Origin of the sequence: Alterluteimonas muca, assembly GCF_021191595.1 — a bacterium.
In the GTDB taxonomy this organism is placed as follows: domain Bacteria; phylum Pseudomonadota; class Gammaproteobacteria; order Xanthomonadales; family Xanthomonadaceae; genus Luteimonas; species Luteimonas muca.
The window spans coordinates 508,174-531,148 of sequence record NZ_JAIWPS010000001.1 but is presented as its reverse complement, the minus strand read 5'-3'; the positions used below and the strand labels follow the sequence as shown (position 1 = coordinate 531,148).

Sequence of the window (22,975 nt, the reverse complement as noted above, 5' to 3'; positions counted from 1 at the left end):
CGTGGAAGAAGGGCCGAATCGTGCCGGCCCCTCCCTTATCCGCGGATCGGGATCACCAGATCCGCACGCGGTCTTCCGGGGCGATGTAGAGCGGGTCGCTCTCGGTCACGTTGAACGCGTCGTACCAGGCATCGATATTGCGCAGCGGCGCAAACGCGCGGATGTGGCCCGGCGAATGGGTGCCGTTGACCAGCTGCTGGCGCAGCGCGTCGTCGCGCCACAGGGTGCGCCACACCTGCGCCCAGCCCATGAACAGGCGCTGCTCGCCGGTGAAGCCGTCGATGACAGGAGCGGGCTTGCCGTCGAGCGAGCGGCGGTAGGCCTCCAGCGCAATGGTCAGGCCGCCGAGGTCACCGATGTTCTCGCCCATCGCCACGCGACCGTTGATGTGCATGCCCGGCAGCTGCGGGAACTCGAACGCCTCGTACTGCGCACCCAGCTTCGCGGCCTGGGCCTCGAACTTCGCCGCGTCCTCGGCGGTCCACCAGTCACGCAGCAGGCCGGCGCCATCGGACTTGCGGCCCTGGTCGTCGAAGCCGTGGATGATCTCGTGGCCGATCACGCCGCCGATGGCGCCGTAATTGACCGCCGGGTCGGCATCCGGATCGAAGAACGGCGGCTGCAGGATCGCGGCCGGGAACACGATCTCGTTCTTGACCGAGTTGTAGTAGGCGTTGACGGTCTGCGGGGTCATGCCCCACTCGGCCTTGTCGACCGGCTTGCCGATGCGGCCCTTGCGGTAATCCCATTCGAACGCCATCGCGCGCTCGGCATTGCCGAACACGTCGCCATTGGCGAGCTGCAGGCCGCTGTAGTCACGCCACTCGTCCGGGTGGCCGATCTTCAGGCCGAAGCCTGCGAGCTTCGACCGTGCCTCGGCCTTGGTCGCCGGGCTCATCCAGTCCAGCTGGTCGAGGCGCGCACCCATCGCCACCTTCACGTTGGCGACCAGCTCGTCCATCTTCGCCTTGGCATCCGGCGGGAAATAGAGCTTCACGTAGTCCTCGCCGATCGCCTCGCCCATCGCCGACGAGGTGTAGGCCACCGCACGCTTCCAGCGTGCGCGCTGCTCCGGCTGGCCGGACAGGAACTTCGAACGGAACTCGAAGTGCGCGTCGGCGAAGTCGCTCGACAGCAGCGGCGCGGCGTTGTCGGTGGTGTGGAATGCCTGCCAGGCCTTGAGAGTGTCGAGGTCGGCATCGGCGAAGATCTTCGCGATCTTCGGGAACGCGGTGTCCTGGCGGATCACGCCGGCATCGGCGTAATCGACCTCAGCGGCGGCGAGGTAGGTCTGCCACGGGAAGCCGGGCGCGACGGTATCGAGTTCGGCGAACTTCACCGGGTTGTAGGTCTTGTCGCGATCGCGGCTCTCGGCGCGGGTCCAGTGGGCCTCGGCGATCTGCGTTTCCATCGCCATGATCTTCTGCGCATTGCCCTGCGGGTCGTCCCAGCCGGCAAGCTGCAGCAGTTCGGCGATGTAGGCCACGTAGCGCTCGCGCTGTGGCGCGAACTTCTCGTCGAGGTACATCTGGCGGTCGCCCAGGCCCAGGCCCGACTGGCTGAGGTAGAGGGTGTAGACATCGGGGTTGCGCTGGTCGTCGCCGACGTAGTGGCCGAAGAAGCTGCCACCGAAGGTCGCGTTGCGCTCGCCCATCAGGCGCGCCATGCCGTCCTTGCCGTCGACGGCGCGGATCGCGTCGAGCTTCGGCTGCAGCGGCTTCGCACCGAGCGCCTCGACCGCCGCCTCGTCCATGAAGCCCTGGTACAGCGCGGCCAGCTTGGCGGCGTTGTCGGTGCCGGCCGGATTGCCGAGCTGGTAGCCCTCGAGCATCCGGTGCACGCGCGCCTCGGACAGGTCGCGCAGGATCAGGAACGAGCCGTACATCGACTGGTCGGCGGGGATCTCGGTGTTCTCGGCCCAGGTGCCGCTGACGTAGGCGAAGAAGTCCTCGCCGGGCTTCACGTCGGTGTTCATGCCGGCGGTGTCGATGCCCCAGCTGCCGAAGCGGCGCGCCTCGATCACTTCGCCGCTGCCGCCCTGCCCTTCGGGGGTGGCCTGGAAGAGGGCCACCATGTCGCAGGACGCGTCGATGCAGGCATGGTTGTCATGGGCCGCGGCCAGCGGCGCGACACCGGCGAGTGCCAGCGCGGTGGCAAGGGACAGCAGGGACTTCTTCATCGGGTTCTCCGGTCGTGTAAGCGGGGCGCACGGATTGCCCCAGCCACCCAGAGTACCCGCAGGCCGGGGGTGCGCCGTGGGCCAAAAGTCCCGGGTCGTCCCGGCCGCGGACCGGCAGTAGGATGTCGGCGCCAGGAGGAGGACGCATGGAAACCGACGAACTGCACCGCGGGCGACTCATCGACCACCTGCAACTGGTGGTCCGCGACCTCGACGCCAGCCGACGCTTCTATACGGCCGTGCTGGATGCGCTGGGCGTACCGGTCGGCGGCTCCGGCGAAGGCTGGTTCTGGGCCGACGAGCTGTTCGTCTGCACGGCCGTCAGCGGGGCGGCGCAGGGACAGCTGACCGGCCGACAGCACATCGCCTTCCAGGCGCCCGACCGCGCCGCCGTCGACACGTTCCATTGTGCCGCGCTCGCCGCGGGCGGTCGCGACAACGGCGCGCCGGGCGTACGCCCCTACCACCCGGGCTACTACGCCGCCTTCGTGCTCGATCCCGACGGCAACAACATCGAAGCCGTCCACCATGGCGACGCCCACCGCAGCGCGCCATCGGTGCACATCACGTTCTGAGACCTGCCTGCCTACACCGGCAGGACGCGCCGCTCACCGCCCGACGGGCGCAGGTCGATCGGCCCGTCGCCGGTGCCGGATCGCGGCGTCAGCGCGCGCACGTTGTCCTCGTCGAACACCGCCACGCGCGCGCGGCCGGCGCGCTTGGCCGCATACATCGCGCGGTCGGCATGCGACATCAGCCGGGTCAGGTCATAGCCCGACAGCGTGGTGTCGGTGATGCCGAAACTCGCCGCGATGCACAGGTCATACCCGCGCCGGCCGGTATCGACCGCGGCCAGCTGCGCCAGCGCATCCTCGGCCACCCGCCGCCCGGTGGCGGCGTCGCAGCCCGGCAGCAGCATCGCGAACTCCTCGCCGCCCAGCCGGCCGATGCAGTCGCCGGGCCCGCACAGCTCCGCGCACGCCTTCGCCACCTGCTGCAGCACCCAGTCGCCGGCCTCGTGGCCGAAGCGGTCGTTGACCTGCTTGAAGTGGTCGAGATCGAAGGTCAGCAGTGCGACCACCCGGTGGTCCTGCCGGCATGCCGCCAGCAGCCGCCCGGCCTTCTCGGTGAAGTGGTGGCGGTTGGAGACGCCGGTCAGCGCATCGAGTTCGGCCAGGCGCCGCAGGCGCATCTGCAGGCGCTTGGTCTTGAACGCCCAGTACGCGGTGGTGGCCAGCAGGAACGACAGCAGGCCGGCCACGACCAGCCACAGCCGTGCGCGCTGTTTCGTGGTGCTCTGGTCGAGTTGCAGCAGCGCGTTCTTCTGGTTGAGCAGTTCGATCTGCTGCGCCTGCTGCTGCGACTGGTGGCGCACGATCTGGTAGGCCATCTCGCGCGACTTGACGTCGTCGAGGTGCCGGCGCTCCGCGTCCACGAACGCCTTGTAGGCCTCGAGGGTGGCCGCGGGATCGCCGCGCTCGCTGGCAATGCGATAGAGCGTGCCGTACGCCGACACCAGCGGTTCGATATTGCCGATCCCGCGGGTGCGCTGCACCGCGACCGCGGCATGGGCCTCCGCCTGCGCCTGCGCGCCGTCGCGCAGGCGGTACTCCGCAAGCAGCGCGTGGTAGACGCCCTGCAGGAACGGATAGCGGATGTCCTCGACGGTCGGCAGGTAGCTTTCCAGCAGCCTGATCGCCTGGTCCACGCGATCGCTCGCCGCAAGCCAGCGTGCAAGGTGGGCGCGCGCGAAGGCGGCGAACACACGTTCGTTGATCGAATCGCAGTGGGCGATGTTGGCGCGCAGCCGCGCCTCGTCGAGATCCTCCTCCAGCCCCAGCGCGGCTTCCGCCACCAGGTTCTCCGCGGCGCAGGTGTTGCGCGGCTCGGGCCGGGAATCCAGCACCGCCTGCGCCAGCTGCAGGCCGAGCCGGTACTCGCCGACCTGGTTGTAGACCACGCCCGCATTGAGCAATCCGCGGTGCCGGATCTCCAGGTCCTGGATGTGATCGCGCAGCGGCAGGATCTCCTCGAGGATGCGCAGCGAGTCCTCGAAGCGGCGGTTGGCGGCGTGGATGTTCGACAGCAGACCACCGCCCTCGAAGCGGATATCGGCGTCGCGGCTTTCCCCGAGCACCTCCTCGAGCAAAGCCACGGCCGGACCGGACTCGCCCAGCAGGGCATGACGATACGCGCGCAGGATCTGCAGCCGCTGCCGCTGCTGCGGCGTGGCGTCGTGCGCACGCGCGTCGAGCTCGGCCAGCAGCTGCTGGAAACGCGCCACGTCCGACGTCTTGACGCTGCCCGCCTCGACGAGCAGCGCCTCGACCTCGTCGACACCGGCGGCCGCCGCACCCGCGGCCACAGCCACCATCGGCATCGCGAGCAACAGGCACAGCGCGGACAGCAACCGCCCGCGCGTGGGCCAGCTACTCCGGCGCGCGGTCCCCGCGCTCGGCCGGTTCCGGCTGGCCGTCGTCATGTCCTTCATCGGTCCGCTCCTCGGGAAACTCCGTTTCGCCCTCATCCGGCGCGATGATCATGCACATCAGCGCATCGTGCCGCGCGCGCTCGCTGGCGACGGACGCGACCAGCGCCGCCATGTCGTCGACCACGCTGCCACGTGGCAGCTCTCCCAGCGCCTCGAGCCTGCCCAGGTCCTCGTCAAACATCCGCCTTCCCCTCTGTGTGGTTGATACCGCATACCCGACAACAGACGCACACCCGTCGCAGGCCCGCCGGTGCTCAGGCCGGCGCCGCCTCGCGATGTTCCGCAGTCGTACCCCTGCCCCCGGCAAACGCATCTCGCGTCGACCACCGGCCGGCCTGGCGCAGGCGTTCGATCATGGCCTCGTCGCGCCGCATCGGCCGCGCCGGCGGGATCACCAGTGTCGCCTGCATCGACGGGCTGGCATCCACCAGCGCATCCAGCGCGATCGGCGCCATCAGCGCACGATCGACCGGCAGCGTCGCGGCCTCGTAGAGGATCACTTCGTGGTCAGGCGGATAGCCGTCGGCCAGCAGCTTGCCCACCAGGAGCGCGCGTTCGACCGCGCCGGTGCTGCGGCGGCTGACGCCGAGGTCGCCAACCACGCCGATCTGCCACAGCACGAGGTAGGCGGACGGGTCGATGCGCCGCACGTAGGCGAGGTACTGGCTGGCTTCCAGATGCAGGCAACCGACGCGGCCGGGATCGATGCCGAGATCCGCATAGAGGCAGTCCTCCGCCGAGACCGCCGGCTCCATCCACGCGTCGAAGCCTTCCGCGCGCGCCTGCGCGATCGCGCGGTGCGGGACGGTGGCGAATACGCCGGGGTGGCCGTAGAACGCCCCGCAGACGCGCGCACCGCGGCGCACCTCGGCCATCATCATCGACACCATGTCGCGGTACGCGGCGTGCCGCGAACGCCCCTCGCCATAGCACGGCTGCAGGCTGCGCACGTCGGCATGCATGCCCTGCACCCAGCGCTCGACGATCGGGTCCGCGGCGGCCACGAACACCACGTCGGCACTGGAGATTTCACTGCGCGCACGCGGTGCCAGATGCGCCCCCAGCATCATCCCCAGCCCCACGCAGGAAAGTCGCCCCCGACTGCCCATCCCAGGTGTCCCCCGACACTCGCGAATGTGAATTAGATCACCCTTTGACGCCGGGCGACAGCACCGGCAGCCGCGTCGCTGGAAGGCTGCACCAGCCGACGTAGCCGCCCTCCCCGGCGCGTGGCAGGAAACCCAGCCGCAGCATCAGCTGGCGCACTGCCACGTTGCCCGGGCGGTGCCTGGCGTCGAGTACTCCGCCCACAGCATGGACCTGCTGCTGCAGCGCTGCCACGACCTCCGTCGCGTATCCGCAGCCGGACTGCCGCGGATCGAACATCAGCCCGAGCTCGCCGCGCGCGGGGTCCGCTGTGGGCGCCACCGTCATCAGGCCGATCGGCACTGCGGCATCGAGTGTCTGCAGCATCCACGCGTACATCGACGGCGGTGTGCGCTGCGCGGCGCGCAGCAGGCGGCGGGCAACGGCGGCGAATCCACCAGCGACTTCAGCGACCCGTGCACCTCCGAACGCAGCGGGCCGCCGTGCCCGCCGCCACGCGACTCCAGCTCGAAGTACACCAGGCCCTTGACCCCCAGGTTGAGCGCGACGCTGCCGTCCGCGGCCTGGATGTTCATCGGAAAGAACGCGCCGTCCGCCCGGCGCAGGCGCTCCTGCCACGGCTCCAGCACCGCGCCGAAGTTCGGCGAGCCCAGCTCCTCCTCGCCTTCGGCGACCACATACAGGTTCACCGGCAGGGTGCCGCGGGTCCTGAGCACCGCGTCCACCGCATTGAGGAATGCGCGCTGCGGACCCTTCTGGTTGGTTGCACCGCGCGCCATCAGCACGGTGCCCAGTTCGTGCTCCACCAGCTCGCCGGCAAACGGATCATCGATGCGCCAGTTGGGCTCCACCGGCTGCACGTCGTACATCATGTAGACCACCAGCGTGCGCGCGGCGCCGGCGTCGTAATGGGCCAGCACGCCGGGATGCCCGGGCGTCTCCACCAGCTCGACCTCCTGGAAGCCGATCGTGCGCAGGTCGTCGGCGAGCATCTGCGCCATGGCGTCGATGCCGTCGTCGACGGCACTGATCGAGCGCTGGCGCACCCAGCGCTGCAGGTGCTCCACGTGGCTGTCGAGGTCCGCATCGATGCGCGCGTACACGTCGTCGTGCCGCTGGGCATAGGCCGGCACCGCGGAGGCATCGAACACCGCATCGGTGGAGAACGCCCACTGCGGTCGCGGCGAGGCCTGCAGCGGCGCCCATGCCAGGCCTGCGATCGCCAGCAGACAGCCCAGGCCCCCTCCGTATCGCGATCCGCGCATCCGATCCTCCCCCAGCCACGATCGGCCGATCTTAGCGCGGCTCGCCGCCCTGTCGCGGCGGCCGGGTTCCGGGGCGCTGCGGGCTCAGGTGGCGGCCGCCCCGTCCCGCGCGTGCCACTCGCGCAGCAGTTCGGTCTCGCGCTCGCGCGACATGCCGGCACGCTGTTCGGCCTGCCGCTCGGCAGGCAGCGCGCGGTGCCACGCCAGCAGGTCGGTGACGGTCGTGGCCAGCGGCCGGAACGTGAGTCCCGCCGCGATCGCGCGGCGGTTGTCCACCTGGCCATAGCCGCCGTACTCGTGGTCCTGCGGGAACCAGATCGGCAGGTCGGCTCCGAACCTCACTTCGCGCGCGGCAAGGAATTCCGCCGGCACGTGGGTGAAGCGGGCATCGCCACCGGTCGCCGCCCTGATGCCGGCGAGGAAGGTGTCGGTGTCCATGCGCCGTGCCGGGCCGACCGCGTTGAAGGTGCCGGACGTGCGCGCCTCGGCCAGCCGGATCACCCATTCGCCGACGTCGCGACCGTCGATGAACTGCACCGGGTCGCGACCGTCGCCGGGCACCAGCACCTCGCCGCCTTCCGCCACGCGCAGGGGCCAGTAGGTGAAGCGGCCGGTGTCGTCGCGCGGGCCGACGATGTAACCGGGTCGCACCACGGTCACCGCATCACCGAACTGCCTGCGCGCCTCGGCTTCGCTGGCGGCCTTGAGCGGTCCGTACATGCCGGCCATGTCGGCGCGGAAGGTGTCCATGGTCTCGGCCAGCGGGTCGGCGCCGGTGTAGGCGGCCAGCGGGGCGTCCTCGCCGATGCCGGGGCGGCTGCCATCGGCATACACCGAGATGGTCGAGATGAAGACGTAATGCCCGACCCGCCCGCGCAGGGCCGCGCCGGCGTCGCGCACCCAGAACGGCAGCGTGGTCGGGTTGTCGATGCAGACGTCCCATTCCCGGCCGTCGAGGGCGGAGAGGTCGCCGGTGTTGCGGTCGCCATGCACCTGTTCGACCGCGCCCGGCCACCCGGGTGTCGGCCGCTTGCCGCGGTTGAACAGGGTCACCCGGTGCCCGCGGGCGAGCGCGTAGTCGACCTGGAAGGGGCCGGTGAAGCCGGTGCCGCCGAGGATCAGGATGCGCAACGGGCGCTCGGCCCTGGCCACGCTCGACGCGGCGAACGCGGGGAATGCGCCGGCCGCTGCGGCCAGTGCGGTGAACTTCAGCAGGTCACGACGGGACGTCGGCATGGCGGGCTCCGCGGCAGGGTGTGCGGCGAGTCTGCATCCGCCGGGTCCGGCACGGCCCGTGCCGGAAGTGGGAGTGACTGCAGCCGTATCCGGTATCCGGTATCCGCACCCCTGATGCCCGCAGGCCGTCGCGCTGAACGATATCTCGACACCACCGATGCACGGGCTGCACGCCGCTGCGTCGATAGTCGGGCACGTTCCCCCGTTCGGATACGGCGCACGGCGCCGACAGGAGACAGCCAATGAAGCGCGACCACGATCGACACGACCAGCGCCATCGCGGGCAGTGGCAGGAAAACGAGGACCGCCAGTTCAGCCGCCCTGACGACTGGGCCGCCCGCGGCCGTCCCGATGCCGGCGACCAGCAGCATCGTGCCCGCGACCACGAACGCCACTCGGGTGGTCGCCGCGGCGAGGACCGACGCCCCGAAGGGCGCGACGATGGCGACTACACCCGGCAACTGTCGGAGCGCTATGGCCACGGCGAAGGCGGCTAAAACCGCGAGGCCTATGCGCAGGGTGGATACGGCGGCAACGGACCCCGCCAGGGCGGCTTCGGTCACGGCATGTCCGGCCCCCCGGTCGAGGAGTCGCGCGAAGGGCGCTACTGCTCCCATCCGCGCCTCGAGCAGTACGACACCTCGTCGCTCGGGCGCGGCCGCGGCGACGACATCTCCACGATGTACCAGGGTGGCGAGGACGAGCCGCGACGCATCGGTGGGCACCGCAACGGCGGCGAGCCCTGGCGAGGCGGCAGTGACGATCCCACGCTGCGCGGGGGCTTCCGCGGCCGCGGCCCGAAGGGCTATACGCGCTCGGACGAGCGGATCATGGAAACCCTGTGCGAGCGCCTGGCCGACGACGACGATGTCGACGCCTCGGACATCTCCGTCGAGGTGCGCGACGGCGTCGCCACCCTCACCGGCACCGTGTCGCACCGCTGGATGAAGCACCGTGCCGAGGACCTGGCCGAAGCCTGCAGCGGCGTGAAGGATGTCGAGAACCGCATCCGCGTGGGCGGCCGCGCCGGGGACGACCAGCGCCACTCGATCGGCACGCTGCCGGCCGACGCGTCGCAGTCCACCGGCGGCGGGGGCGGACAGCGCGATTCCTGATACGTGCCGTCACGCGATGTGGAGCGCCGCCCACGGGCGGCGCTTTCGCGGGTTACGACGCCGCCAGCGCCAGCGGCGCCACATTCCCTGGCGCGTCCGCTTCGCGCATCGCACCCAGCGCCCGCGCCCCGGCAGCGCATGCGGTGTCGACCACGCGCGCGAGTTCGCTGCCGGCGCCGGAGTCCTCCAGCGATTGCCAGGTGCGTGCCGGCAGGTCCCAGTTGCGGGCCACCACCCGGCCGATGCGCGGCGCCCATGCCTGCAGGAGTTGCGCGACCGCCGGCAGCGGCAACGCCGCCAGGCCGCGGCGAGCATGTTCGTCGCGCAGCGCCTGCACCACCACGATCGCGCCCAGCCCCTGCAGCAGCACCAGCAGCTGCGCGGCGAAGGCATCGACGCCCGGCCTGCGCGCGTGCTCGCGGAGCGCGAGCGTGGCGTACTGGGTGTGCTCCCAGACCAGGTCCGGCAGGCGGCCGAAGGCCCCGCCCTCGGTGTGCATCACCGGCTGCATCAGCGCAAGCGCCACCAGCTGGCGCATGCCCTGCATGCCGACCAGCGTGACGGCGCGCTCGAGGCTCCCCACCGGAGCCGGGTAGACCCGGTACAGCGCGCTGTTGGCGAGCTTCAGCAGGTTGGCGGCAAGCGCCGGATCACGACTCACCACAGCGGCCAGCTGCGCCGCGGACGAGGCGTCGTCGTTGAGCGCGCCAAGCAGCTGCGGCAGCAGCTGCGGTCGTCGCGGCAGGCGTCCGGGTTCCGACGCGAAGCGCTCCAGCGAGCGCGCGGCCGCCGCGATGGCATCGTCGTGCGCTGGCGCCGCGCCCTCGGCCGTCACCGCACCGAGTGACAGCTCCAGCAGCGCGTGCGCCCAGTCCGCGGCGGGCTGCGCGACTTTCGTCGGCGATGGGGCATCACCCTCCGGGACACGCGCATCTGCGCCCGTGCGCAGCGGGCGACGGCGTCGCGACCACCACCATGCCAGCGCCGCCAGCGCGGCCCCCGTCAGCCCCGTTGCCACGATTGCATCCATCCGTTGCGCACCGCCTTCCGTTCCCCGGCGCGCATGGTACTCCAGCGCCTTCACGCGGCGCCTTCGCCGCGTGGCGCGCGACTCAGCGCGCGACCGGATGCGCCAGCGCGTAGTCGAGTGCGGCGCGGATGGCGGCGACCTGCGCGGCGTCGCACTGCGCGGGCGTGGCATCGGCGCTGTCCGGATAGACCTCGGTGGTGGTGACGTAGGGCGCACCGGTGATGCCGGCACACAGGCCCAGGCGCTGGACGGGATACTCGATCACCCCCGGCGCGACCACCGGCGAGCCGATGATCTCGCCGCGTTCGTCGGCCGGTGCGATATGGGTGACCCGCGCGACTGCCTCGATCACCGCCGCCTGGAAGCCGGGCTGCGGACGCTCGCTGTCGTCGACCAGGTAGAACCCGTCCGGAATACTGCCCGGCACCCACTCGGCGCCGTCGCGCGCGGCAAGTGCCGGGCGGAACTCCGATTCATCGGTGTCGGTGGTCTCGTGCAGGTCCACATGCACCCGCATCCGGTCGCGCAGTGGTGCCACCAGCGCCATCAGCGCGGCGGATTCCGCAGCCGGGCTGCCGGCACGGAAGGAGCGGTTCGGATCGACCGCATCGGCGTTCCAGCGATGGATGCGCTCGTAGGCCCACGGGCTGACGCACGGCACCACCAGCAGGCCGATGCGCCCGGCGTATTCGTGGCCGTGCGCACGCGCGAAGGCGAGCGCGCCGCGCACGCCGCTGGTCTCGTAGCCGTGCACGCCGCCGGTCACCAGCGCCAGCGGGCGTCCCACGTCCCAGTCGCGGCTGCGCAGTGCCAGCAGCGGATAGCCATCCGGCGGGTATTCCACGCTGCCGTATTCGACCACGTCCCAGTCGCCGCGCAGCCGCTCGATGGCCTGCACCACGTCGTCGGCATGGCTGCGCAGGCGGCGCTGGCGCGACAGCCATTGCGCGCGTTCCGCCGCGCCCCAGGCGACGCCGGGGGTGCCGATGGGATAGAAAGCGCGGGTCGTGGACATGGCATCACCGTGGCAGGAGGGGGCCCGGACTCTAGCATCGCGGTCCAAACCCGGCGGCCGGGTCACGGGGCGACCCCGCCCGGCAACGGCCGCCCGCATGCGGAGACGATTGCAGCCGGTCAGCCGATCACCCGCTCGAACGGCGGCAACGCATCGAGGATGCGCTGGCCGTACTGGCGCGTGAGCAGGCGCGAGTCGAGGATGACCACGCGGCCGGTGTCCTCGCCGGTGCGGATCAGCCGCCCGGCGAACTGGGTCAGGGTGCGCAGCGCCTGCGGCACCGCGATCAGGTTGAACGGGTTGTGCCCGCGGCTTTCCAGCCATTCGCCGAGCGTCGCCGTCTGCGGATCGGTGGGCACGGCGAACGGCACCTGGGTGATCACCACCGTGGTGCAGGCCTCGCCCGGCAGGTCGAGTCCTTCGCCGAACGAGTTCAGCCCGAACAGCACCGAACCCCTGCCGGCGGCGACGCGTTCCAGATGCTCGGCCACCAGCCGGCTCTTGTTGCCATGCGCCTGCACCAGCACCGACGCCCGCCGCGCGGCGGGCAGCAGTTCGGCCACCTTCTCCATCTTCCAGCGCGAGGTGAACAGCACCATGCTGCCGCGGCCCCAGTCGAGCTCGCGATCGAGCCACCGCGCGACTTCGCGCGGGTGGCCTTCGCGGTCGTCGGGCGGCACGGGGAACCGCGGAACCACCAGTTGCGCCTGGCGCTGCAGGTCGAACGGCGAGTCCAGCGACACCATCTCGGCGTGGGACGGGATGCCGTTCTCGGCGGCGAACGCGCGGAAGTCATGGCCCGCCGCCAGCGTGGCGCTGGTCATCACCACCGCGTCCACCTCGCGCCACACCAGCGAGCGCAGCACCTGCGCCGCCGATACCGGCGATGCGTGGCAGTGCAGCTCGCCGTCGCGGTCCATCGCGATCCAGCGCGCCATCGGTGGCTGGCCCTCGTGGTCCTCGCGGCGCCAGCCGGCCCACAGCGCGTCCTGCTGGGCCATCGCCTCGACCACCGGCCCCAGCGTGCGCAGCAGGCGTTCGCGCAGCGGCTCGTCGGGTTTCCCCTTCGAGGCGGCCTGCTGGGCGGCATGCACCCAGTTGTAGAGCTCGCGGGTGTCGTCGGCGAGCGCCTCGATCGTCGGCATCCACGCATCCGGAAGCCGCCCCATCGGCGCGCGCCAGACCGCCTCGCGCTCGGACGGGTCCGGCGTCCACGCCAGCTCGAGTTCGCTACGGAAGGCCTTGAGCGCCTTGGCCAGGCGTGCGGCCAGCTCCACCACGTCACCCGGCAGCATCCGGCCGATGGTGTCCTTGTCCAGCGTGCGGTACGCGCTGGCAATCAGTCCCTCCATGCGCCGTACCTGGCGCGCGGCCTCGCCCAGGCCGATGCGGGCGGCGCCCTGGTCGATGGCCACCCCCGGCAGGTGGTGCGCCTCGTCGAGCACCAGCAGCATCTCGCCGGGCGGCGCCAGCAACGGCTGGCCGTTCTCGAGCTCGCCCATGGTCAGCGACGACAGCAGCAGCGCATGGTTGGTGACCACGATCTGCGCCTCGCGCACGGTCTGGCGTGCGCGCAGCACCGGGCACTGCGCGGCATGGCTGCAACGGCGGCCGGCGCAGCCGGATGCGGGCGTGGTGATGTGGCCGCGCAACGCAGGCGAAACCGGCGTCGGCGCATCGTCGAGGTCGCCGTCCCACGAACGGTCGGACAGCGCCTCGAGCAGGCGGCCGGCGGCCTCGATCTCCAGCACCGTCGGCGGGCGGTCGTAGAGGCGTTCGCCCTCCTCCGCCGGCATGTCGCCGAACATCGACGCCTGCCCCGGCCCGGCATGCAGCTCCAGCGCATTGCGCGGGCACAGGTAGCGGGTGCGGCCCTTGGCCAGCGCCACCCGCGCATCGAGCCCGGTGGCCTTGAGGAACGCCGGGATATCGCGATCGACCAGCTGCGACTGCAGCGCCACGGTGCCGGTGCTGATCACCAGCTTGCGCTGGCTGGCCAGCGCGATCGGCACCCCGGCGCTGAGGTAGCCGAGGCTCTTGCCGACGCCGGTGGGCGCCTGGATCGCCGCCACGCCGCCACTGGTGGCCAGCGCGCGCGAGGCGACGCCGATCATCTGCCGCTGGGCGCGGCGCGGGCTGAACCCTGGCGTGTTCTCCTGCAGCCGCTGGTAGGCCTGGCGCACCGCGTCCTTCATGCCCTCGGTGAGCGCGCGGGCGGGCGCGTCGTCGGTCGTGGGTGTTGCGTCAGTGGGAGAAGCGGCGGCGGCGGATTCCATCATCCGGCTATTGTCGGCCATCGCGGCCGGCATCCGCCCCGCGACCGCCACGGCGCAGGCCGGATGCTGAAGCGCGTTCAGGCTGTCGCGCGGTGCGTGCCGGGATTACTGGCCGACGGCGGCCGCGTCCCCGTCATTCGCACTCTGGCGCTGGTCACGGGCCGCGTCCTGACGCGTCAACGGGTCGAAGATCCGCTCGCCATCCAGCTCGATCCACTCCACGTCGCCCTGCAGGCCGAAATGGCAGCGCGCGGTGGCTTCGCGCAGTGCACCGCCCTCGGCGCCTGCGACCTGCAGGCCGCTGCCCGCATCCCACGACACCAGGAAGCCGTTGTCGCCTTCGGCGGCCCGGGCCTGCGGCTCCGGAATCACCGCCGAGCCGGAATCGGCCAGCAGCTGCCCCAGCATTCGCTCGCAGGCCACCACCGCATCGCGCTCGGCCCAGCGCTCGGCCGAGCAGCCGGTCAGGATCACGCCCGCGGCCAGCGCATGGATCCAGATCTTCATCGCACATCCTCTTCAATCCTGGGCCTGCGCCCGATGCGGCGAAGGTAACGCGGGGACATGCGCGGACCGTTGCCGTGGCCCTCACATCGCACTCCTGAATGGCGGCGCGCGGCGTATGCGACGGGTTCACCGGTGCCTGCCTACACAGGGAGTCCCCGAACGAGGACATCTTCGATGAGCCATCACGACGAACCCGCGACCGTGCCCTCGGTCGACCTGCAGCGCTATCTCGGCACCTGGTACGAGATCGCCCGGCTGCCGATGCGCCATGAGCCCGAGGATTACCGCGACATCACCGCCACCTACAGCCTGCAGGACGACGGCAAGGTGCGCGTGGCCAACCGCGCGATCGATGGCAACGGCGAGCCGCAGGAAGCGATCGGCGAGGCGACGCCCGTCGACGACAGCAACAGCAGGCTCAAGGTGAGCTTCCTGCCCGACGGGCTGCGCTGGATCCCCTTCACCAAAGGCGACTACTGGATCCTGCGGCTCGACCCCGACTACCGCATCAGCCTGGTCGGCAGCCCGGACCGCAGGTACCTGTGGCTGCTGGCGCGTGAGCCCACGATCGATGCCGTCACCCGCGAGGACTACCTCGCCACCGCGCGCGAACGCGGCTTCGACCTGACCGGGCTGATCGACACGCCGCAGGGCAGCGCCGCGACCCGATGACAGGCGCGCCGACGATCGGCCCGGGCCTGGCTGACATCAACCGCGAGGCCTATCTCTACTTCGGCGCCGGCGCGGCGGTGGCCTGGCAGATGGCCGACCCCGGCGTAGGCCGCGGCGTGGCGCGTCACAGCACCACCCTGGAGCGGCCGCTCGACCGGCTGCGGGCGACGATGACCTATATCTACGCAGTGAGCCTCGGCGACGACGAGGACCGGCGTGCGGTGCGGCGCATGGTCGACCGCGCGCACGCGCCGGTGCGCGGCCCCGGCTACAACGCCTTCGACCGCGACCTGCAGCTGTGGGTGGCGGCCACGCTCTATCGCGGGGCGCTGGACATGTACCAGCTGTTCGTTAGCCCGCTCGGCGGGCCAGCCCGCGAGCACCTGTACCGGCAGGCGCACGCATTCGGGCGCACGCTGCAGGTGCCCGACGACCAGTGGCCGGCGGATGCCGATGCGTTCGAGCACTGGTGGAACGCGCGCCTCGCCACGCTCCGGGTGGAACCGGAAGTGCGCGACGACATGCAGGCGGTGCTGCGCGGCGGGCGCACGCCCTGGTACCTGCGCACGGCCCTGCCACTGCAGCGCTTCGCCACCCGCGGGCTGCTGCCGCCCGCGTTGCGCGAGGCCTACGGGCTGCCATGGTCGGCACGCGACGAACAGCGCTGGCAGCAGTTCCGCCGCATCGCGCCCAGGCTCTACTGGATGACCCCGGCCTGGCTGCGCCAACTGCCGGCGAGGCGGGTGCTGGCGGACTTCCGCCGCCGGCAGGGGCGCTGACGCAACCGCGTCACGCCCTGCCCCCACAGCGCCGCGGCGCCTTCGGCGACACCCCGTATGGCGCGGTTACCCGCCGCCCGCTTCGCTCCCATCCGCACCCAGCGTGCGCTGCACGTTGCCGTCCGCATCCAGGAAGTCGATGCGCGCAGCGCCGTCCTCCTCGACACGGAACTGCAGGCGCGTCTTTCCGCTGCCATCGCGCAGCTGCAGGGCGGCGATGCCGTCACGTGTGCGCCCGACGAACAGGCGCGGCACCAGCGGTTGCGCATTGTCGGCAAATGCCTGCTGCGCTGCTGCGCGCTCCGCCTCCGGCAGCGCGCGGATGCGCTCCATGGCCTGCAAGAGTTCCTCGATCGGGGTATCACCGACGTCGTTGACGGTCAGTCCGGATTCGTAGCCGCCGCGGACCTGCTGCATGCTCAGGCCCAGCGCCTGGTCGCGGTGGTAGGGGTCGAAACTGAGGTGCCCGCTGGTCACCGGCCGGCCGTCCTCGCCCACCTTGCCGCGAAACACCAGCCCGCCGGTTTCGGTGCCCTCGTCGTTGTAGAAGATCATCCCGGCGACGCCGCGCTCGAACGGGTACTCGCGCCCCTTGACGATGCCGCCGGGAAAGCGATCGCGGCCGGCCACGACCATCCGCAGGGTCCCGTCCGGCTCGCGCAGGTTGATCCGCTGCACGTCGATCTCGTCGAACGTTGCGGTGCGGGTGTCGCGCGCGCCGGTCAACAGGACGACCGCCAGTGCCAGCGTCAGCACGCCGGAATAGACCACCAGAAACCGCTCCGAATGCCGCATGCCACGTCCTCGATGTGATCAGGGCGCACAGGATACGCCCGGCATACGCCGCGGGCAGGCTCAAGTCGGCGCCCGCCGGGCCGATATGGGCTGCGACTCTCGCAACGACCCGGGTGCCTCGGCATGCACGTCCTTCCACTGCGTTCGCCGTCGGCCGCGCTGCCGCAACGCATCCTGCTGGTGGAGAACTCGCGCAGCTATACGCAGATGGTGGCCGGGGCCATCGAGCAGAAGCTCGGGCTTCCGGTCACGGTGGCGGCCAACCTCGCCGAGGCGCACGAGGCGCTGCGCGCACATGACGACTGGTTCCTCGCGCTCACCGGGCTGGTGCTGGCCGACGGCAACCGCGACGCGGTGGTGGATTTCTTCCTCGACCGCGGCCTGCCCACGGTGGTGGTCAGCGGCGTCTACGACGAGGACCTGCGCCGCCGGGTGCTGCGCCGGCAGATCATCGACTTCGTGCTGAAGAACGCACCGGGAAGCCTGGACTACCTGCTGTGGCTGGTGCAGCGGCTGGACCGCAACCGCCGGGTCTCGGCGCTGGTGGTCGACGATTCCTCATCGGCGCGCGGCTACGCGGCCGCCCTGCTGGAGCTCTACGGCTACACCGTGGTGCAGGCCGCGGATGGCGACGCCGCGCTCGCTGCGCTGGAGGCGGATTCCACCATCCGGCTTGCGGTGGTCGACCAGGAAATGCCCGGCATGCAGGGCATCGAACTGGCACGCCGCATGCGCAGCGTGCGCACCCGCGACCGGCTTGCCGTGATTGGCGTCTCGGGCACCGGGGACCCGGGGCTGGTCGCGCATTTCCTCAAGAACGGCGCCAACGATTTCCTGCGCAAGCCGTTCTCGCGCGAGGAGTTCTTCTGCCGGGTGTCGCAGAACATCGACCAGCTGGAACTGATCGGCAGCCTGCAGGACCTCGCCACCCGCGACTTCCTCACCGGGCTGGCCAACCGCCGCCACTTCCTCGAAGAGAGCGAGCACGCACTGGCGCGGCTGCAGGCCGGGCGCGAGACGGCGACCGTGGCGATGCTCGACATCGACCACTTCAAGCACATCAACGACACCTGGGGACACGAGGCCGGCGACCACGCATTGCGTGCGATCGCCGCCGCGGTCGCCGGCCATGCGCGACCGCAGGATCTCGTCGCGCGCTTCGGCGGCGAGGAATTCTGCATGCTGGTTCCCGGGCTGCCGGAGGATGGCGCCTATGGCTACTTCGAGGCCCTGCGGCAGCGCATCGCGGGGTTGCGGATCCCGGTGGGTGCGGAAGAGCTGTGCGTGACCGTCAGCATCGGCATGACGATGGTGTCGGCGGACGACAGCCTGAGCCGCCTGATCGCCGAGGCCGACCGCTGCCTGTATCTCGCCAAGGCCGCGGGACGCGACCGGGTCCAGCCGAGCTGGGCACCGGCCGCGTCCGTGGCCTGAGCCGCGCACGGATTGTTGCGGGCGCACGCACCGGGGCATGGCGCCCCGGCCTGGATCACTTCTTCGCGGTCTCGCCCGGCATTTCCGAACGGGCAAGGAACTCGCGGATGGTTTCCGGCAGGTGCTCGAGCAGCCACTTCGACATCGCGATCTCCTGCTCGAGGATCTGCTCGCAGGCGCGCTGCGTCTGGGTGTCGCCGATCGCGCCGGCGGCGGCGATCAGGGTGGTGTACGAGGCGATCTCCATGTTCTCGAACACATAGCTGGCCATCGAACCCTTGACGATCTCGTCGGACGCGGTCATCCCGCCGATCGCCTGGCCCATCGCCGCGATCTTGCCCATCGTGTCCTTGACCGCCGAGGTCGACCCGCCGAGGCGCTCGATGCATTCCTCGAGCAGACGCTGCTGGCCGAGGGTTTCCTGCAGGTGCTCCTCGATGCGCATCTTCAGCTTCGGGTAGTTCTCGATCCGCCCGGCCTGCGCCTTGAGCATGCTCTCGGCCTGCAGCTCCATCGCGTGCGCATCGCGCAGCCAGTCGAGCAGGTGTTCACGCGCTTCGGTCGTCATCGGTGCATCTCCTGGAAAGGGGGGGGGACGGCACTTTCCCGCCGCAGGCGTGAACGGTCCGAGATGGCCCGATGTCGGGTTGCCGGGTGCGGGCCGGCAGTGTCACCACCGGCCGCCGGATTCACCGCGAGCCCACCGCGGCCATTGCACCCTCGCGCTTTGCCCGTGGAGCCGAACCGATGTCCATGCGCGTGCATCACCTCAACTGCATCTCGACCTGCCCGCTGGGGGGGCGGCTGATGGACGGCCGCTCGCGATCGTTGCTTGAACGTGGCCACCTCGCCTGCCATTGCCTGCTGATCGAAACGCCCGACTCGCTGGTGCTCGTCGACACCGGCCTGGGGTTGCGCGACGTCGCCGACCCGCAGTCACGCCTGAGCCGTTTCTTCCTCACCCTGCTGCGGCCCGAATTCCGCGAGCAGATGACCGCGGTGCGGCAGGTCGAGCGCCTGGGCTTCGACCCGGCCGACGTCCGCCACATCCTGCTCAGCCACCTGGATTTCGACCACGCCGGCGGACTCGACGACTTTCCGAATGCCACCGTGCACATGCTGGCCAGCGAACGCGAACATGCAGTGCGGCAGCGCAGCTGGCTCGATCGCCAGCGCTTACGGCCCCAGCAGTGGTCGACACAGCCGAACTGGCGCACCTACGGCACCGAAGGCGGCAGCGGATGGAATGGCTTCGAAGGGGTGCGGACCCCCGACGGGCTGCCGCCGGAGATCCTCATGGTCCCGCTGCCCGGGCACACCCACGGGCATGCGGGCATCGCGGTGTATTCCGGTGGCCGCTGGAAGTTCCTCGCCGCCGATGCCTACTTCCATGCCGGGGAGATGGCATCCACCCCCGTCTGCCCGCCCGGACTGCGCTTCTACCAGTGGATGATGGAGCTCGACCGCGACGCACGGCTGCACAACCAGGACCGCCTGCGGGCGCTGGCGCGCGGGAGCCGTGACGTCGACATCTTCTGCTCGCACGACATCGCCGAGTTCGAGCAGCTCAGCGGCCGCTCCGCGGGCATTCCGGCGGAGGGCTTCGCAACGCCACGGCTCTGAGGCCCGGCACCGCCTTCATTTCCCTGCAAGCATTGCCTGCAGGCGTGCCGCGTCGCCCATCGCATGCCCGCCCGCGGTGTTGTCGAGGATGCACCAGCCGGCCGGAGCGCCACGCGTGCCCGCACGCATCGCCGCAGCCAGCGCGCCCAGCGCGGCATCGTCGTAGGGGCTGTAGTAGATGCGCGGCGAGCCGTGCCAGCGCCAGTAGCGCCAGTCCCGCTGCGAGCCTCCGGCCTGTGCGGCGGATGGCAACCGCGCCGGATCGGCGGCCACACGTGCCACCCCGTGGCGCTGCCACAGTACGTCCACCGCCGGTTCGAGCCAGCTGGCATGGCGGGGTTCACAGGCCACCGGCACGTCGGTGCGACGCCGCAGCATGGTGAAGAAGGTACCGGCGGTGCGCGCGTCGAAGACCAGCCCCGGCGGCAGCTGCACCAGCAGGCCGCCGAGCTTCGGGCCCAGCCCGGCGATCGAGTCGAGGAAGGCGCTGAGCGCATCCCCCACCCCGTGCAGGCGCGCGTCGTGGGTGATCGCCTGCGGCACCTTGACCGAGAAACGGAAAGCCTTCGGCACGCTGGCGGCCCAGCGCTCGAAGGTGCGCGGCTGATGCGGACGATAGAACGTGGAGTTGATCTCGACGATGGAAAAACGCGTGGCATAACGCGCCAGGTGGCTTTCGCCCGGGCCGAACAGGTGCATGTGCTGCGACGGGATCGACCACCCCGCGCAGCCGACCAGTAACCGACCGCCGCGACGTTTCGCCGCCGTCATGCCATGCACGCGCGCAGCAGCAGGTTCAACACCACGGTCAGCACCACCGAGGCGATGATGCTGACCAGGCAGCCGGAGGTGCGGATGCGCGCGGGCATGGCGCGGCCATTCCAGGATGGCCCTCCTGCATACCCGGCCGCACGTCAACGCGATGGCGAGGCGGAATCGAACAGCGGTACGAAGCCGCCCCAGAACATGCGTTTGCCGTCGAACGGCATCTCCCACTGCGCCGTGTCGCCGGCGTCCTGTTCCATCACCCGGGCGGCCGCATCACAGGTGGCGCGATCGGGCCAGTTGATCCAGGAGAACACGATGACCTCGTCGTCGCGTGCCTGTGTCGCGCGATGGAAGTCGGTGCGTTTGCCGTGCGGCACGTCCTCGCCCCAGGCCTCCACCACGCCCAGCGCACCGCCCTTGCCGAATATCTCCCAGCCCTTGCCGGCCATGTCGACATACGCGTCCCGGTTGGCCGCTGGCACCGCCAGTGCGAACCCCTGGTAGTACCCGCCGCCCACCGCGTCGCCCTGCTCGTAGACCGTGGCGAAGCCGCCCCAGATCATGCGGCTGCCGTCGAACGGCATCTGCATGTCGCGCATCGCCGGATCGTCGTTCATCGCCTGCCATGCGGCGTCGGCGCTGGCACGGTCGGGCCAGGTGATCCAGCCGAAGGTGACCGTCTCGTCGTCCTGGGCGTCCACCGCGCGATGGAAGTCGGTGAGCGTGCCGTGCGGCACGTCCTCGCCCCAGGTCTCGACCATCCGTGTCGCGCCGTGGCGCTGGAACAGCGACCAGCACTCGCGCGCGTGGTCGAGGTACTGCTGGCGGTTCGCGGTGGGTACGGCCGCGATCGACCCCGTGTGGTAGCTCATCGTGGTGCTCTCCTGTGTGGGGCCTCCCGCTGGCGGGAGCCTGGGCGTGCCGGGGCACGGCGCAGCCGGGCCAACGTGGATCGGTGATGGTGGCGGCCACCGCCGGCCCACGGTGCGGATCCCTGCCGGCGGATGCCACGGCGTCGGCACCGTTGACGCCTGCCTCATCGGGCATGGCGATACTGCCGCGCATGCCTGAAGGTCCATCGCTGGTCATCCTCCGCGAAGCCGCGGCCCGTTTCGCCGGGCGCAAGGTGCTGCGGGTCTCGGGCAACAGCACCCAGGACATCGAGCGCATGCGCGGTCGCAAGGTGCTGGCGGTGCGCACCTGGGGCAAGCACTTCCTGCTGCAGTTCGACGGCTTCGGCCTGCGCATCCACTTCCTGCTGTTCGGCAGCTACCGGATCAACGAGGAGAAGGCCACCGCGCCGCGGCTGTCGCTGGGCTTCAGCAAGGGCGAGGTGCTGAACTTCTACGCCTGCTCGGTGCGCTTCATCGAGGGCGAGCTCGACGACACCTATGACTGGACCGCCGACGTGATGAACGACGACTGGGATGCCGCGGCCGCGCGGCGCAAATTGCGGTTGCAGCCGGAGAGCCTCGCCGCCGACGCGCTGCTCGACCAGGACGTGTTTGCCGGGGTCGGCAACATCATCAAGAACGAGGTGCTGCATCGCATCCGTGTGCATCCGGAGAGCCGCGTCGGCGCCCTGCCGCCGCGCAAGCTGTCGGAACTGGTGACCCAGGCGCGCGAATACAGTTTCGACTTCTACCACTGGAAGAAGGCGTTCGTGCTGAAGAAGAACTACCAGGTGCACACGAAGACGACCTGCCCGCGCGATGGCACGCGCCTGAGCTACCGCAAGCACCTGGGCCAGGCGCAGCGGCGCGCATTCTGGTGCGACACCTGCCAGCGCCTGTACGGCGAAGCCGTCGCAACCGACGCCGCGCTGCCACCCCCACCTTCCAACCGCCGGGTGCGAAAACAGCCGTGAACGACCTTGCGCCCCCCGCCCCCACCGGCACCGCCGCGCGCGCCCTCGCGCGTGCCCGCGAGGAAGCCGACGCCGTGCTTGCGGCCCTGGTGCCCACCGCGGATGTGCACGGCTCGATCCACGAGGCGCGCAAGGCGATCCGCCGGCTGCGCGCACTGCTGCAGCTGGTGGACCAGCGGCTGGACGTGGGCATCGCCGACCGCATCCTGCAACGCACGGGGGACAGCCTGTCCGCGCTGCGCGATGCCCACGCCACCATCGGCACTGCCGAGCGCTTCGCGCGCCGCGATCACGAGCGCTGGCAGCCGGTCGTGGTGGCGCTGGCGCAGCGCCGCGACGCATTGCTTGCCACGGCACTGGTGCAGGACCCGGGTTTCGAACGGCGACGCAGCTGGGTACGGCGCGCGCTGGCGCGGATCGAGGCGGCGCCCTGGCACAGGCTCAAGGCCGCCGACCTGCGCCGTGCACTGGAACGTGGCCGGCGCCGCGCCGACAAGGCACGCAAGCGCGCGCGCCGCGACGCCGATGCCGATGCGCTGCACCGCTGGCGCCGCCGTGTGCGCAAGTTGCGCATGCAGGTGGAAGCGGTGGCCACGATCAAACCGGCACTGGTCGCCAGCCTGGGTGGCGAGCGGCACGCGGACCAGGCCGAGCGGCTGCACGCGCTGAGCGACCGGCTCGGCCGCCGCCAGGACCTCGACGTATTGCGGACGCTGCTGGAGGGCATGCCCGGCCTGGATGATCGCGACACGCTGCTCGACCAGGTCCGCGAGGCCGAGGACAGGCTGGGCCGCTCACTGGGCGGCTGACCGGTAG

Annotated in this window: 24 protein-coding genes and 1 pseudogene; 9 read left to right on the top strand and 16 right to left on the bottom strand. The window is 70.8% G+C overall.

Features of this window, described 5'->3' with window-relative positions:
• Positions 1–52: 52 nt before the first annotated feature.
• Positions 53–2,179, bottom strand: coding sequence for a M13 family metallopeptidase (locus LDO11_RS02355; RefSeq protein ID WP_232140186.1), 2,127 nt, complete (start codon positions 2,177–2,179; stop codon positions 53–55).
• 146 nt (positions 2,180–2,325) lie between these two features.
• Here LDO11_RS02355 and LDO11_RS02350 point away from each other — a divergent pair, with 146 nt between their 5' ends.
• The gene (locus LDO11_RS02350; RefSeq protein WP_232140185.1) at positions 2,326–2,754 is read left to right on the top strand and encodes a VOC family protein; all 429 of its coding nucleotides are present in this window, start codon (positions 2,326–2,328) and stop codon (positions 2,752–2,754) included.
• A gap of 11 nt (positions 2,755–2,765) precedes the next feature.
• Here LDO11_RS02350 and LDO11_RS02345 read toward each other — a convergent pair whose 3' ends face one another.
• The 6 genes from LDO11_RS02345 to LDO11_RS02320 all read right to left on the bottom strand — a co-directional run bounded on the left by LDO11_RS02345 (position 2,766) and on the right by LDO11_RS02320 (position 8,278).
• Complete coding sequence (locus tag LDO11_RS02345) at positions 2,766–4,559, bottom strand: GGDEF domain-containing protein (protein WP_232140184.1); 1,794 nt, start codon at positions 4,557–4,559, stop codon at positions 2,766–2,768.
• Between the two features lie 49 nt (positions 4,560–4,608).
• The gene (locus LDO11_RS02340) at positions 4,609–4,851 is read right to left on the bottom strand and encodes a hypothetical protein (RefSeq protein ID WP_232140183.1); all 243 of its coding nucleotides are present in this window, start codon (positions 4,849–4,851) and stop codon (positions 4,609–4,611) included.
• Between the two features lie 73 nt (positions 4,852–4,924).
• Positions 4,925–5,779: an SAM-dependent methyltransferase gene (locus tag LDO11_RS02335; protein ID WP_255683148.1), complete on the bottom strand. Its 855-nt coding sequence runs from the start codon at positions 5,777–5,779 to the stop codon at positions 4,925–4,927.
• A gap of 37 nt (positions 5,780–5,816) precedes the next feature.
• Positions 5,817–6,143 carry a GNAT family N-acetyltransferase gene (locus tag LDO11_RS02330; RefSeq protein ID WP_232140181.1) on the bottom strand — a complete coding sequence of 109 codons (327 nt, stop codon included), beginning with the start codon at positions 6,141–6,143 and terminating at the stop codon, positions 5,817–5,819.
• Complete coding sequence (locus LDO11_RS02325; protein ID WP_232140180.1) at positions 6,104–7,042, bottom strand: M20/M25/M40 family metallo-hydrolase; 939 nt, start codon at positions 7,040–7,042, stop codon at positions 6,104–6,106. The genes LDO11_RS02330 and LDO11_RS02325 overlap by 40 nt, the downstream gene beginning before the upstream one ends.
• 84 nt (positions 7,043–7,126) lie before the next feature.
• Entirely contained in the window at positions 7,127–8,278 is a 1,152-nt protein-coding gene (locus LDO11_RS02320; protein ID WP_232140179.1) for an NAD-dependent epimerase/dehydratase family protein, read from the bottom strand.
• A 242-nt stretch (positions 8,279–8,520) separates the two neighbouring features.
• Here LDO11_RS02320 and LDO11_RS02315 point away from each other — a divergent pair, with 242 nt between their 5' ends.
• Together LDO11_RS02315 and LDO11_RS02310 are read left to right on the top strand one after the other, a co-directional pair.
• Positions 8,521–8,775 (top strand): hypothetical protein, encoded by a 255-nt coding sequence (locus LDO11_RS02315; protein WP_232140178.1) that lies wholly within the window; start codon positions 8,521–8,523, stop codon positions 8,773–8,775.
• Positions 8,776–8,844: 69 nt separating this feature from the next.
• Positions 8,845–9,393 (top strand): BON domain-containing protein, encoded by a 549-nt coding sequence (locus LDO11_RS02310; RefSeq protein WP_232140177.1) that lies wholly within the window; start codon positions 8,845–8,847, stop codon positions 9,391–9,393.
• A gap of 52 nt (positions 9,394–9,445) precedes the next feature.
• Here the strand turns inward: LDO11_RS02310 and LDO11_RS02305 are convergent, their stop codons facing one another.
• The 4 genes from LDO11_RS02305 to LDO11_RS02290 form a co-directional block, all read right to left on the bottom strand.
• Complete coding sequence (locus LDO11_RS02305; RefSeq protein ID WP_232140176.1) at positions 9,446–10,423, bottom strand: HDOD domain-containing protein; 978 nt, start codon at positions 10,421–10,423, stop codon at positions 9,446–9,448.
• Between the two features lie 82 nt (positions 10,424–10,505).
• The gene (locus tag LDO11_RS02300; protein WP_232140175.1) at positions 10,506–11,438 is read right to left on the bottom strand and encodes a M14 family metallopeptidase; all 933 of its coding nucleotides are present in this window, start codon (positions 11,436–11,438) and stop codon (positions 10,506–10,508) included.
• 119 nt (positions 11,439–11,557) lie between these two features.
• A complete protein-coding gene (gene dinG / locus LDO11_RS02295) occupies positions 11,558–13,717 on the bottom strand; it encodes an ATP-dependent DNA helicase DinG (RefSeq protein WP_232140324.1) in 2,160 nt (719 codons plus the stop codon).
• 102 nt (positions 13,718–13,819) lie between these two features.
• A complete protein-coding gene (locus tag LDO11_RS02290) occupies positions 13,820–14,221 on the bottom strand; it encodes a hypothetical protein (RefSeq protein ID WP_232140174.1) in 402 nt (133 codons plus the stop codon).
• Between the two features lie 174 nt (positions 14,222–14,395).
• Here LDO11_RS02290 and LDO11_RS02285 point away from each other — a divergent pair, with 174 nt between their 5' ends.
• Both LDO11_RS02285 and LDO11_RS02280 read left to right on the top strand, forming a co-directional pair.
• On the top strand, positions 14,396–14,893 hold the full coding sequence (locus tag LDO11_RS02285; RefSeq protein ID WP_232140173.1) for a lipocalin family protein: 498 nt from the start codon (positions 14,396–14,398) through the stop codon (positions 14,891–14,893).
• A complete protein-coding gene (locus LDO11_RS02280; RefSeq protein ID WP_232140172.1) occupies positions 14,890–15,672 on the top strand; it encodes an oxygenase MpaB family protein in 783 nt (260 codons plus the stop codon). The genes LDO11_RS02285 and LDO11_RS02280 overlap by 4 nt, the downstream gene beginning before the upstream one ends.
• A 66-nt stretch (positions 15,673–15,738) precedes the next feature.
• Here the strand turns inward: LDO11_RS02280 and LDO11_RS02275 are convergent, their stop codons facing one another.
• A complete protein-coding gene (locus tag LDO11_RS02275) occupies positions 15,739–16,467 on the bottom strand; it encodes a hypothetical protein (RefSeq protein WP_232140171.1) in 729 nt (242 codons plus the stop codon).
• 123 nt (positions 16,468–16,590) lie between these two features.
• Here LDO11_RS02275 and LDO11_RS02270 point away from each other — a divergent pair, with 123 nt between their 5' ends.
• Positions 16,591–17,901 (top strand): diguanylate cyclase, encoded by a 1,311-nt coding sequence (locus LDO11_RS02270; protein ID WP_232140170.1) that lies wholly within the window; start codon positions 16,591–16,593, stop codon positions 17,899–17,901.
• Positions 17,902–17,956: 55 nt separating this feature from the next.
• Here the strand turns inward: LDO11_RS02270 and LDO11_RS02265 are convergent, their stop codons facing one another.
• A complete protein-coding gene (locus tag LDO11_RS02265; RefSeq protein WP_232140169.1) occupies positions 17,957–18,469 on the bottom strand; it encodes a ferritin-like domain-containing protein in 513 nt (170 codons plus the stop codon).
• A 179-nt stretch (positions 18,470–18,648) separates the two neighbouring features.
• Here LDO11_RS02265 and LDO11_RS02260 point away from each other — a divergent pair, with 179 nt between their 5' ends.
• Positions 18,649–19,524: an MBL fold metallo-hydrolase gene (locus LDO11_RS02260; RefSeq protein WP_232140168.1), complete on the top strand. Its 876-nt coding sequence runs from the start codon at positions 18,649–18,651 to the stop codon at positions 19,522–19,524.
• Positions 19,525–19,539: 15 nt separating this feature from the next.
• Here LDO11_RS02260 and LDO11_RS02255 read toward each other — a convergent pair whose 3' ends face one another.
• The 3 genes and pseudogenes from LDO11_RS02255 to LDO11_RS02245 all read right to left on the bottom strand — a co-directional run.
• Complete coding sequence (locus LDO11_RS02255; protein ID WP_232140167.1) at positions 19,540–20,295, bottom strand: DUF72 domain-containing protein; 756 nt, start codon at positions 20,293–20,295, stop codon at positions 19,540–19,542.
• A 143-nt stretch (positions 20,296–20,438) separates the two neighbouring features.
• Complete coding sequence (locus tag LDO11_RS02250; RefSeq protein WP_435574587.1) at positions 20,439–20,855, bottom strand: DUF1428 domain-containing protein; 417 nt, start codon at positions 20,853–20,855, stop codon at positions 20,439–20,441.
• An 18-nt stretch (positions 20,856–20,873) separates the two neighbouring features.
• Positions 20,874–21,164, bottom strand: a pseudogene (locus tag LDO11_RS02245) (DUF1428 domain-containing protein); the annotation flags it as partial.
• Positions 21,165–21,355: 191 nt separating this feature from the next.
• Between LDO11_RS02245 and LDO11_RS02240 the strand changes: the two are divergent.
• Positions 21,356–22,159, top strand: coding sequence for a DNA-formamidopyrimidine glycosylase family protein (locus tag LDO11_RS02240; RefSeq protein ID WP_232140166.1), 804 nt, complete (start codon positions 21,356–21,358; stop codon positions 22,157–22,159).
• Positions 22,156–22,968 carry a CHAD domain-containing protein gene (locus LDO11_RS02235; RefSeq protein WP_232140165.1) on the top strand — a complete coding sequence of 271 codons (813 nt, stop codon included), beginning with the start codon at positions 22,156–22,158 and terminating at the stop codon, positions 22,966–22,968. The genes LDO11_RS02240 and LDO11_RS02235 overlap by 4 nt, the downstream gene beginning before the upstream one ends.
• The last annotated feature ends 7 nt before the right edge of the window (positions 22,969–22,975 follow it).